11 protein-coding genes are annotated in these 11143 nt (G+C 65.1%); 6 read left to right on the plus strand and 5 right to left on the minus strand.

What is annotated here, in order from left to right:
• Window positions 1-49: 49 nt before the first annotated feature.
• The 3 genes from QRN26_RS18625 to QRN26_RS18635 form a co-directional block, all read right to left on the minus strand.
• Entirely contained in the window at window positions 50-1078 is a 1029-nt protein-coding gene (locus tag QRN26_RS18625; protein ID WP_285037865.1) for a diacylglycerol/lipid kinase family protein, read from the minus strand.
• Window positions 1075-1641 carry a TetR/AcrR family transcriptional regulator gene (locus QRN26_RS18630; protein ID WP_056007508.1) on the minus strand — a complete coding sequence of 189 codons (567 nt, stop codon included), beginning with the start codon at window positions 1639-1641 and terminating at the stop codon, window positions 1075-1077. The genes QRN26_RS18625 and QRN26_RS18630 overlap by 4 nt, the downstream gene beginning before the upstream one ends.
• Window positions 1642-1739: 98 nt before the next feature.
• Window positions 1740-2615, minus strand: coding sequence for a spermidine synthase (locus tag QRN26_RS18635; protein WP_285037866.1), 876 nt, complete (start codon window positions 2613-2615; stop codon window positions 1740-1742).
• A 60-nt stretch (window positions 2616-2675) separates the two neighbouring features.
• Here QRN26_RS18635 and QRN26_RS18640 point away from each other — a divergent pair, with 60 nt between their 5' ends.
• Genes QRN26_RS18640 through QRN26_RS18950 form a run of 3 tightly spaced genes read left to right on the plus strand, consistent with a single transcriptional unit; the run spans window position 2676 to window position 5947 of the window.
• Entirely contained in the window at window positions 2676-4475 is a 1800-nt protein-coding gene (locus QRN26_RS18640) for an ABC-F family ATP-binding cassette domain-containing protein (protein WP_056778447.1), read from the plus strand.
• Between the two features lie 42 nt (window positions 4476-4517).
• Window positions 4518-5330, plus strand: a complete 813-nt coding sequence (locus QRN26_RS18945; protein WP_350223935.1) for a nucleotidyltransferase domain-containing protein — start codon at window positions 4518-4520, stop codon at window positions 5328-5330.
• On the plus strand, window positions 5327-5947 hold the full coding sequence (locus tag QRN26_RS18950) for a metallophosphoesterase (RefSeq protein WP_350223936.1): 621 nt from the start codon (window positions 5327-5329) through the stop codon (window positions 5945-5947). Before QRN26_RS18945 ends, QRN26_RS18950 begins: the two co-directional genes overlap by 4 nt.
• On the opposite strand, the gene QRN26_RS18645 is transcribed toward QRN26_RS18950, so the two are convergent.
• On the minus strand, window positions 5914-7500 hold the full coding sequence (locus tag QRN26_RS18645) for a tetratricopeptide repeat protein (RefSeq protein WP_285037868.1): 1587 nt from the start codon (window positions 7498-7500) through the stop codon (window positions 5914-5916). The two genes, QRN26_RS18950 and QRN26_RS18645, sit on opposite strands and share 34 nt — an antisense overlap.
• Before the next feature lie 359 nt (window positions 7501-7859).
• On the opposite strand from QRN26_RS18645, the gene QRN26_RS18650 reads away from it, so the two are divergent.
• The 3 genes from QRN26_RS18650 (at window position 7860) to QRN26_RS18660 (ending at window position 10553) form a co-directional block, all read left to right on the plus strand.
• Window positions 7860-8762 carry a MetQ/NlpA family ABC transporter substrate-binding protein gene (locus QRN26_RS18650; protein WP_056007498.1) on the plus strand — a complete coding sequence of 301 codons (903 nt, stop codon included), beginning with the start codon at window positions 7860-7862 and terminating at the stop codon, window positions 8760-8762.
• Window positions 8763-8863: 101 nt separating this feature from the next.
• On the plus strand, window positions 8864-9892 hold the full coding sequence (locus QRN26_RS18655; protein WP_056007496.1) for a methionine ABC transporter ATP-binding protein: 1029 nt from the start codon (window positions 8864-8866) through the stop codon (window positions 9890-9892).
• A 1-nt stretch (window position 9893) separates the two neighbouring features.
• Window positions 9894-10553 (plus strand): methionine ABC transporter permease, encoded by a 660-nt coding sequence (locus QRN26_RS18660; RefSeq protein WP_056007493.1) that lies wholly within the window; start codon window positions 9894-9896, stop codon window positions 10551-10553.
• A gap of 24 nt (window positions 10554-10577) precedes the next feature.
• On the opposite strand, the gene QRN26_RS18665 is transcribed toward QRN26_RS18660, so the two are convergent.
• Window positions 10578-11072 carry a MarR family winged helix-turn-helix transcriptional regulator gene (locus QRN26_RS18665; RefSeq protein ID WP_285037869.1) on the minus strand — a complete coding sequence of 165 codons (495 nt, stop codon included), beginning with the start codon at window positions 11070-11072 and terminating at the stop codon, window positions 10578-10580.
• Window positions 11073-11143: the final 71 nt, after the last annotated feature.

Below are 11143 nucleotides of genomic sequence, written 5' to 3' on the forward strand. Positions count from 1 at the left end.
GCTCCGGTCCCTGAGCCGCCTCCGGTCCCTGAGCCTGTCGAAGGGCGGCTCAGGACCCGAGGCGGGTGGAACGCGAGGTCGTCACCGGCAGGCGCACGAGCAGTGCGCCCGCATCGACGGTCACGCGTGCCGCGGCCACCAGGCCGATGCCGTCGCCGTCGGCCTGGAACGCCGCGGGTGGTGACACCGTGACGTCCAGCCGTTCCGCCCGCAGGTAGCGGACCGCGCCGCCCGCGGAACCGGCCGTCTCGACGGCGCTCGGCCGCGGGCGTGGCCGCGCGAGCTTCGACCTCGTCAACCGGGCGACGGGGTTGTTCGCGCGATGCAGCCAGCGGGTCACCCGGACCCCGTCCCATCCCTCGAGCGAGCGCACCATGAGGACGTCGAGGACGCCGTCGTCGATCAATGCGTCGGGCAGGACGTCGAGTCCGGCCGAGACGGTCCCGCAGTTCCCGACGAACATCGTGTGGGTCCGCGCGCTGCGCATCGATCCGCCGTCGACCTTCCAGGACAAGCGCGGCCGGTCCCTACGGAAGAGTCCCCGGACGATCGGGCCGACGTAGGCGACCCAGCCGAACCGGCGCTTGAGGACGGGATCGGCGTAGGCGACCATGTCGGCGTCCACCCCGAAGCCGGTCATCACGAGGAACGGGGCGCTCCGCTGGACGCCGTCGACGCGTCGGTACTCGATCGACCCGACGTCGATGCGGCGTTCCTCCCCGGTGAACGCCGCTCGGACGGCTGCGGCCGTGTCGATGGGGATGCCCGCGTTCCGCGCGAAGAGGTTCGCCGTGCCGAGCGGGACCACGGCGAACGGTGTCCGCGTGTGACGCATGGCTCCGGCGACCTCGCGGACGGTCCCGTCGCCGCCCGCTGCGATCACGAGTGCCGCGCCACCGTCGAGGGCCTCGGCGACCTGTTCGACGGCGGCGGACCGCTCGCGGGTCGGGATCCAGGTCGTCGGGCCCCAGCCGGCGTCGCTCGCGGCGTCGTCGACGAGGCGGCGGAGACGCTCGAGCTGGACGCGCGTCGGGTTGTAGACGACCGCGGCGTGCGGCCTGGTGCTGCGAGGGTTCATGCCGCGAGTGCCGGCCAGAGCACGGAGAGGACCTGGTCCGCCCAGTCGTCGTCCATATCGGCACCGCGGACGAGTTGACCGAGGACGGCGCCGAGCAGGAGGGTCGCGACGAGCCGGCCGTCGAGACCGGGCTTGAGATCTCCTGTGGAGATCCGCTCGTCGACGAGGTTCGACAGGGCACGAGCACGGTTGCGGGTGAGGTCCCGGAGCAGGGTGGAGAACTCGGGATCGTCCTGGAGCAGGATCGACGCAATCGTGCCACGGCCGACCACGTCCTCGATCATCGCGCGCGCTTCGTGGAGCAGCCAGGTGAACGTCTCGTACGTCGGCAGGTCCTCGGGGATCTCGACCGGGGTCTCCATGGCGCGGGCGACGGCCGCCGTGAGCAGTTCGGAGCGGTTGCGGTACCGCCGGTAGATCGTCGTCTTGGCGACACCGGTGGTCTCGGCGACCGCCTCGATGTTGACGGCGACCGAGCCGCGCGAGCGCATGAGGTCGAGGGCTGCGTCGAGGATGCGGTCGCTCATCTGCTGCGCTCGGGAGACGCGTCGGGAGACGGGCACCGACCAACCTCCTCCGCGCGAGAGCCGATTCCGGGTGGATCGGTCGATTGCGCTACGCCCACCGTAGCGCAATCGGATGGGGGTGCAAAGGACGGCCGTCAGTCCCAGCGTGGGTCGTCGGGGTCGGGGGAGTCCTCGCCGTCGGCGTCGGTCATGACCGCCGCGCCGTCGATCCACGCCGTCAGTGCGTCACCGTGCATCTGCTCGGGGGCCGGCGCGCCGAAGAGCTGCGGGTGCGTCACGGCAGCGAGTGGTGCGTCGCTCGCGAAGACGACGACGTTGCCGAGCGGCCCCTCGTCGTCGACCGGGTCGAAGTCGAGGACGACGGCCACATGCGCGAACACGGTCCGGAGGGTCGCCGCCTGGCGCCTGGCGTAGTCGAAGGGGCTGCCGTCGAGCAGGTTGACCGCGATCACACCGTCGGCTGCGGACCGCGCTGCGACCCGACGGTAGAACTCGAGGCTCGCGACCCGACGGTGGATCACCGCCGCATCCCAGAGGTCGACGACGGTCACCTTGGCGTCCCGCCACACCGTGCCGTCCGCGGCGGTGGCCGCGATGTCGTCGACCGGCTCGTCCGCCACGGCTCGGGCGTCGCCGAACCGGACCTCCACGCGCGAACCCTCCGGCAGCGGGAGCGCTTCGAGCATCGCGGCGTACAGCTCCGGCTCGAATTCGACGACGAGCTGCGGAGAGCCCGGTCGGGTCGCCTGCACGTAGCGGGGGAGCGTCAGCGCCCCGGCCCCGAGATGCACGGTGAAGAGCGGCTCACCGGCCGGGCCCTCCGCGTCGATCACGCGGGCGATGTGCCGGATGTAGGGGTACTCGAGCGAGCGCGGGTCGGTGAGTGACACGACCGACTGCGGGATGTCGTCGACGGAGAGTTCGTAACGCTGCATGCGCTTGTCGAGGAGGGTGAGCCGCGCGTCGCGCTGGTCGAGCGGGAGCCGGCGGGAACGGGAGAACAGAGCCACCTGTGCAGCCTAGGGTGCACGGAGGCCGCGCGTCGCCGGAGCCGGTATCGTAGACCGGATATGGCACACCTTCTCGGCGCTGAAGCGCTCCACCTCGAGTACCCGACCAAAGTCGTCTTCGACGGCATCACGATCGGGGTGAACGAGGGCGACCGCATCGGCATCGTCGGCCGCAACGGCGACGGCAAGTCCACGCTCCTCGGTCTCCTCGCGGGCCGCAAGGAGCCCGACTCCGGTCGGGTCACCGTGCGCAACGGCGTCACGGTCGGCGTGCTCGACCAGTCCGACACCCTCGATCACGACAAGACCGTCGGCCAGACGATCGTCGGCGGGTTCGACGAGCACGAGTGGGCGGGCGACCCGAAGGTCCGCGACGTCATCTCCGGCCTCGCCTCCGACATCGCCTGGGACGCCCTCGTCGCCGATCTCAGCGGTGGTCAGCGTCGTCGGGTGGCGCTCGCGGCGCTCCTCGTCGGCGACCACGACATCCTCTTCCTCGACGAGCCGACCAACCACCTCGACGTCGAGGGCATCACCTGGCTCGCCGAACACCTGAACCGTCGGTGGTCCAGGAACTCGGGCGGCCTGCTCGTCGTGACCCACGACCGGTGGTTCCTCGACGCGATCTGCACCGCCACCTGGGAGGTGCACGACCGCATCGTCGAGCCCTTCGAGGGCGGGTACGCGGCGTACGTGCTCCAGCGCGTCGAGCGCGACCGCTCGGCAGCCGTGTCCGAGGCGAAGCGTCAGAACCTCATGAAGAAGGAGCTGGCGTGGTTGCGCCGCGGCGCTCCTGCACGGACGGCCAAGCCCAAGTTCCGCATCGAAGCGGCCAACGCGCTCATCGCCGACGAACCCCCGGTGCGGAACGCGGTCGAGCTCGCCGGTATGGCGACCGCCCGACTCGGGAAGGACGTCGTCGACATCCTCGACGTCACCGTGTCCTACGGCGACCGCACGATCATCAAGGACGTCGAGTGGCGCATCGCCCCGGGTGAGCGCACCGGCATCCTCGGCGTCAACGGCGCCGGCAAGTCGACGCTCCTCGGACTCGTCACCGGCGAGGTCGAGGCCACCGAGGGGCGTGTCAAGCGCGGCAAGACCGTGCAGGTCGCCACGCTGACGCAGCAGCTCGACGAGCTCGCCGAGTACGAGCAGGACCGCGTGAGCGACGTCATCGGACGCAAGCGCACGAGCTACGTCGCCGGTGGCAAGGAGATGACCCCCGGGCAGCTGCTCGAACGCCTCGGCTTCACGAGCGCCCAGCTGTCGACCCCGGTGAAGGACCTCTCGGGTGGCCAGCGTCGACGTCTGCAACTGCTGCTCATCCTGCTCGACGAGCCGAACGTCCTCGTCCTCGACGAGCCCACCAACGACCTCGACACGGACATGCTCGCGGCCATGGAGGACCTCCTCGACTCGTGGCCCGGCACCCTGCTCGTCGTCTCGCACGACCGGTACTTCCTCGAGCGCGTGACGGACCAGCAGTACGCGATCATGGACGGCCACTTCCGCCACCTCCCCGGTGGCATCGACCAGTACCTGAAGCTCAACGCCGGGACCGCCGGCAGCCGCTCGCAGGAGCACGACCGCCCGACGGCCTCGGGCGGCGGTCCGACGAAGAAGACGCCGACGTTGAGCGGTGCGGAGCTGCGGAACGCGCAGCAGGAGATCAAGGCGATCGACCGCAAGCTCCACAAGCTCAACGGCCAGATCGAGCAGGCGCACGAGAAGGTCGCGGTCCACGACCAGAACGACTTCGCCGGGATCACGGCGCTCGGCGCCAAGATCCAGGCCATGTACGGCGAGATCGCCGACCTCGAGGTGCGCTGGCTGGAGCTGTCCGAGCTCGTCGAATGACCCAGCGCTATCATGGCGCTCGAGAAGGTTAGTATCGGAACCATGGCTGGCCAACCTCAACGCGAATCAAAGATTGTTCTCGCAGATGTAGGGCGACGGCTTACGGCGCTTGGTGTACCAGCTCAACTCGTTAGGGATACATTAAAATCGCTCCCTCAAGCTTCGTTTGGCGTGGTTCTCTATGGCAGTCAAGCGCGAAGAGATTCCAATTCTCAATCGGACTTAGATCTGCTCGTGGTTGCGCGATCGCATTGTCCGACCAGGGGAACTGGCCAAGTCAATGTGTCGACCTATGATATGGAACAGTTCCTTTCAGCGAAAGGCACACTTTTCGGAATGCACTTGTCTCGCGACGGAGTCGTTCTTCATGGGGGTCCATCGGTGAGCGAGATTCTGCACCAGTTCGCAGCGATCGACCTACCCCGAATACACGCTCGTCTCTCTCAATTGGTTCCGCTGTTGCACACGCGGGAGCCGGAGCGATCTCGTTATGCAGTAGGTCTGGTGCGATTTGCGCGATACTTACTCCGTACGGCTACCTATGTACGTGCCATTGAAGAGGGAAATCCGTGTTTCTCCGTTCGTGAGCTCGCGATTCGATACGAAGACCCGGACCTAGTCGAACTGCTAGCATCTCGACAAGAAGCCGATTTTAGTAGTGCTCTAGAACAGCTTGATGAACTAACCGAGCGAGTCGATGCGCTTGTACCGATGCAATCGATCGAACCAGTAAATCTAGCGGATCTCGTTGTAGGTGCACTATATTCGGATCCTATAATATCTGATTCCGCACTGATGATTATGGCAGATGCTCCCGGCGAAACCTACTCTGACGCTAGGCGAGTAATACTGTGACCCGCTCGGCGTTCATTGGCGATATTCATGGGTGTCGCGGTGCGCTGCGCCAAGTGCTCGCTCGGCTTCCCGCGGACGGCCGCGAGCTCGTATTTCTCGGGGATTACGTAAATCGTGGACCAGAGTCGAGGGGTGTTATCGAAGACTTGATCGAGTTGAGTTCCTCGAGTCATGCGAAGGTGTCGTTGCTTGCAGGTAACCACGAAGAAGTCTTGCTAGCCCTACTCGAAGACGATGCGGTATTGCCCCAATTCTTGGGAATGGGTGGGGGTGCCACAATCCGCTCCTACGTCGATCCGCCCTATAGAGATGTTCTTACGCAATTCCGGCGCGCGTTTCCCGATAGTCACCGCGCCTTCCTCCGCCGATTACGGCCAGACTGGCTTGGTGATGGTGTCGTGGCGGTGCACAATTCGCGCAGCCTGCGTACGCGAGAGGCGGGGAGTTTTGTGGTGTCGGGACACAACGTCAGGACGGCGCTCGTGCCTGATGTTACCGACGCTGGCGCGCTGATCGATACTGGTTGTGGCACACTGAGCGGAGGGAAGCTCACTGGTCTGCTATACCCAGAGATGACTTGGGTTCAGTCGGATGTGTCCCCCTCGAGTACGGTCTGACTAATGGTCGCGAACAGAGCGACGTTCCCCGTTCTTTCGGCCAGTTCGATGGACTTTTCAAGGAGCGAACGCGCATGACGGAGTTCGCCTTTGGAGGCTGCATCCAGCGCCTGAGCCCACTTAGCAGTAGCCAATCCCACTACATTCCCTGAAGCTTCGCTCTGCTCAAGAGTATCTTCAAGTGCCTCGGCGGCCCCCTCAGAGTCCCCCAGCGATGCACGGGCGCGTGCAAGAAGGCCGCTAGCAATGCCGATGCCGTCGGAGTTCTTCAAGACCCGGTTTAGGTCGAGAGATTCGACAAGTGGAGCGACTGCGTCTTTCGGCCGACGTAAGTCGAGCAGCGCGTTCCCGAGGCCGGCTAGGCAATTTGCGAGCGCATGTTGGCCGGATCTTCGAGCCTCGGAAAGGTGGTTCTCGAATCCCTTCAGAGCCTGCCTCGCCTGACCAACGCGCAAGGATTGCCAGGCGATATTCAGCTCTGACTGGAGGATGTCGGCCGGCGAACCCGTGGTTCTCCGGTACTCGAGGGAAGTCTCAAAGCATTTGAATGCCCGGTCGTGATGGTCGACTTGATTTAGCGAGTGACCAAGGTTATCCAAGGCATAGGCGAGGGACTCGTGAAGCATGTGCGGTGAATTGTCCCCAACACGAATGGCCTCCTCGAGCGAATCGATAGACTTGTTTAGATTCCCCTGCTTTCTCTCAATGACGCCGATATTCGACAGAGCGTCCATGAGATTTGCCGTCTCGATTGCTGTCTGATCTTGTCTCAGTGAAATAGCCCTGATAACGCGCTCGTTGAGTTTGATAGCGTCTTCGAGCAATCCTCTGCGACGCGAAAAGCGAGCATACTCTAGCAGAGCCGACGGATCGTCATCGCGGCAAGCCTGAGCAAATAGGACCTCCGCTTGAACGACCATGCCGTCACTTGCATGCGCGACGGCTCTCTCCAGTAAACTTGTCCCTTGTTCCTGAACAACAGATGGCGCGGGTGAGAATGAGATCGTGATAGGAATCTTGATCTCGAGCGGTTCGACCCATTTTCGCAGTGATCCGTCTATCTTGACCTTCAGGTTTTCGATCGAGTCGAACTGTGAGTACAATATGCCGTGGCATTCCTGGAGTTTCGTCTTAAATTCAATGACCTTCTTCAGCTCTTCGCCTGGGTCTGCGAGTCTGTCCGCCGGCAGACTTTGGAAGTAGACATGTATGTCTCTCATGCTGGCGTCTGCCTTGGCAAGCAAGCTCACAGCTGTGTGAAATTCTTCCTCGGTGCCGGAGGTGTACGCATCTCCGCCAGGTGGTGATCCCCAACGGTCCGATAGGAGCACAATCACGTAGTCGCACGGCGCAAGAAGCTCATTTATCTGTGTTTGACCGCGTCCGACTCCTGGCGGTGTCTCCTCCCAACCTCGATCGATGAATATTGCGCCCTTATCGATCGCCGTTGACCGGTTGAAATGTTCCATCGTCGCTCGCACGGCATTACGCTCCGCCTCTAGCCCGGTGGGCGAGGCGATTAAAACCTGGCGCCCGACGATTTGTAGTGTCATAGCAAGAATGTAGCGTCATTGGAGCTTCTGATGCGGGTCGTCGGGGCAGCTTCAGTAAGAGCTCCACGGCCAGATCGAGCAGGCGCACGAGAAGGTCGCGGTCCACGACCAGAACGACTTCGCCGGGATCACGGCGCTCGGCGCCAAGATCCAGGCCATGTACGGCGAGATCGCCGACCTCGAGGTGCGCTGGCTGGAGCTGTCCGAGCTCGTCGAATAGTCGCCGTCGTCGACCGCGATCGACCGCGTCCGTCGCTCTGTTCCGAAGTGTTACGCACCGGTTCGTCATCCCTGCTAGGCCGACGTACCGTCGAATCAGCGTCCACCGGCGCGCACCACCCGAAAGAGGAATCACAGCAATGACCTTCTCGAAGAAGCTTCTGGCCGGACTGGCCATCATCCCCGCCATCGCGCTCCTCGCCGGATGCGCCGGCGGTTCAGGCGCCGCCGCCGAAGACAAGGGCACCGAGGCGAACCCCGTCAAGATCGGCGTCGTCGGCGCGAGCGACCCCTACTGGGAGACCTACAAGGAGGCCGCCGAGAAGGAGGGCATCTTCGTCGACATCGTCGACTTCGGTGAGTACACGCAGCCGAACCCCGCGCTCACCGAGGGCGAGATCGACATCAACCAGTTCCAGCACATCGTCTACCTCGCGCAGTACAACGAGGCCTCCGGCGAAGACCTCACGCCCATCGGTTCGACCGCGATCTACCCGCTCGGTCTCTACTCGACCAAGGTCGACAGCGTGAAGGACATCAAGAAGGGCGACACGATCGCCATCCCGAACGACGAGAGCAACCAGGCGCGCGCCCTCCTCGTCCTGCAGTCGGCCGGCCTCCTCGAGCTCAAGGACGGCGGCAACATCTTCTCGACGCCCGACGACATCATCGCCGACAAGTCGAAGGTCACGGTCACCTCGCTCGAGGCTTCGCTCACGCCGACCTCGCTGCCCGACGTCACCGGTGCGATCATCAACAACGACTTCATCAACGACTCCGGTCTGAAGGCGTCCGACGCGATCGCCGAGGACGACCCGTCCGACCCGAACGCCCTGCCGTACGTCAACATCTTCGCCGCGAAGGCCGCTGACGCCGACAACGAGACGTACGCGAAGCTCGTGAAGATCTACCAGGACACGAAGTCCGTCGTCGACGGCGTCGTGGAGAACTCCGGTGGCACGGCCGTGCCCCTGAAGACGCCGGTCAAGGACCTCGTGCAGTCGCTCGAGACCGTCCAGAAGGACATCAAGGCCAAGGGCTGATCCAGCGTCCGATGCGTTCCTGTGGGAGGCTGTCACCCGCCCCCGCAGGAACGCATCGTCGTTTCCCCGCCCGCTGACCGCCCCACCCCGAGGACACCCGCATGCCACTCGTCAGCCTCCGAGACGTCGCGAAACGCTACCCGTCTCCGCAGAAGGGCGCCCCACCGATCGCAGCGATCGACGGCGTCGACCTCGACATCGAGGCCGGTGACGTCTTCGGCATCATCGGCTACTCGGGAGCCGGGAAGTCCACGCTCGTGCGGCTCATCAACGCGCTCGAGCCGGCGACGTCCGGCAGCATCGTCGTCGACGGGACCGAGGTGACGACGCTCTCGGAGAGCGGGCTCCGCCAGCTGCGACTCGGCATCGGGATGATCTTCCAGCAGTTCAACCTCTTCAACTCGAAGTCGGTCCGCAAGAACATCGCGTACCCCCTCGAGGTCGCCGGACGCTCACGCTCCGAGGTACGAACGCGGGTGGACGAGCTCCTGAAGTTCGTCGGCCTCGCCGATAAGGCGGACAACTACCCGGACCAGCTCTCCGGCGGACAGAAGCAACGCGTGGGCATCGCCCGGGCGCTCGCGACCTCGCCCCGGATCCTGCTCGCCGATGAGGCGACGAGCGCGCTCGACCCCGAGACGACGCAGGAGGTGCTCGCCCTGCTCAAGCAGGTCAACCGCGACCTCGGCGTCACGATCGTCGTGATCACCCACGAGATGGAGGTGATCCAGTCGCTCGCGACCAAGGTCGCCGTCATGGAGCGTGGCAAGGTCATCGAGCAGGGCGACGTCTTCGAGGTCTTCTCCGACCCGCAGCACGCGGCGTCGAAGCGCTTCGTCTCGACGGTCATCAAGGGTGTCCCGTCGCCGGCCGAGCTCGCCGTCCTCCAGGAACGCCACGTCGGCCGCATCGTCACCCTGTCCTTCCGTGACGGCGACGCGTCCCAGGCCGGCGTCTTCCTCACGCTCGCGCAGGCCGGCGTCGACTTCGAACTCGTCTACGGCGGCATCAACGACATCCAGGGGCGCGCGTTCGGGCACCTGACGCTCGCGCTCCGCGGCGACGACGCCACGATCGACGGGGCGTTGACCGCCATCGGATCGCAGGCCACCGTGACGGAGGTGCGCTGACATGGACGCCCTCATCGACCTCCTGCCGAAGCTCGGCGACGCGACCGTCGAGACCCTGTACCTCGTCTCCTTCAGCCTCCTCTTCGGTGGCATCGCCGGCCTCGTCGTCGGTACCGGTCTGTATGTCACCCGGCCCGGCAACCTCTACTCGCACCCGGTGCTCTACGGCGTGCTCAACGTGATCGTGAACATCTTCCGGCCGATCCCGTTCATCATCTTCCTGGCCGCCGCGCAGCCGCTCTCGCGACTTGTGATCGGCACCGGGATCGGGGCGAACGCCTTCATCTTCATCATCTCCCTGGCCGCGACCTTCGGTATCAGCCGCATCGTCGAGCAGAACCTGCTGACGGTGTCGCCCGGCGTCATCGAGGCCTCACGGGCCGCGGGTGCGAGCCGACTCCGGACGCTCCTGAGCATCGTCCTGCCGGAGGCGCTCGGGCCGCTGATCCTCGGGTACACCTTCGTGTTCGTCGTCATCGTCGACATGTCTGCGGTGGCCGGCTTCATCGGCGGCGGTGGGCTCGGCGCCTTCGCGATCCAGTACGGGTTCCGGCAGTTCGAGCCGGTCGTGACCTGGGCCGCGGTGATCATCATCATCCTGCTCGTCCAGCTCATCCAGTTCTTCGGCAACTGGTTGGCGCGGAAGGTCCTCCGCCGCTGATCGGTCCCTGAGCCTGTCGAAGGGCTAGTCGAAGTCGAGGCTGAGCTTCCGGAGCAACACGGTCAGCCTGGTCTGCTCGGCGCCGCTCAGGCCACCCAGGAGGTCGGCCTCGGCGTCGACCAGCCTGGTGATGGCGGCGTCGACGGTGTTGAGGCCGGCATTGGTCATCTGGACGAGGATGCCCCGGCCGTCGTTGGGGTCGCCCTGCCGCTCGACGAGTCCGCGCTCGACGAGACGGTCGATGCGGTTCGTCATCGTCCCGCTCGAGACGAGCGTCTGCTGGAGGAGCGCCTTCGGGCTCAACCGGTACGGGGAACCGGCACGCCGGAGGGCGGCGAGGACGTCGAACTCCCAGGGCTCGAGGTTCGACCGGGTGAAGGCCGCCCGACGCGCGCGGTCGAGGTGGCGGGACAGCCGGGCGACGCGGGAGAGGACCTGGAGTGGCGAGAAGTCGAGGTCCGGGCGCTCGCGATTCCACGCGTCGACGATGCGGTCGACTTCATCGGTGCTAGCTGGCATCCCACCATTATCGAGGCAGCGCTGACGAGGCTGCTGCCCATCCATGGCAGAATTGACCACGCTCCGCCGTC

The organism is Plantibacter sp. ME-Dv--P-095 (assembly GCF_030209365.1).
Lineage (GTDB): Bacteria > Actinomycetota > Actinomycetes > Actinomycetales > Microbacteriaceae > Plantibacter.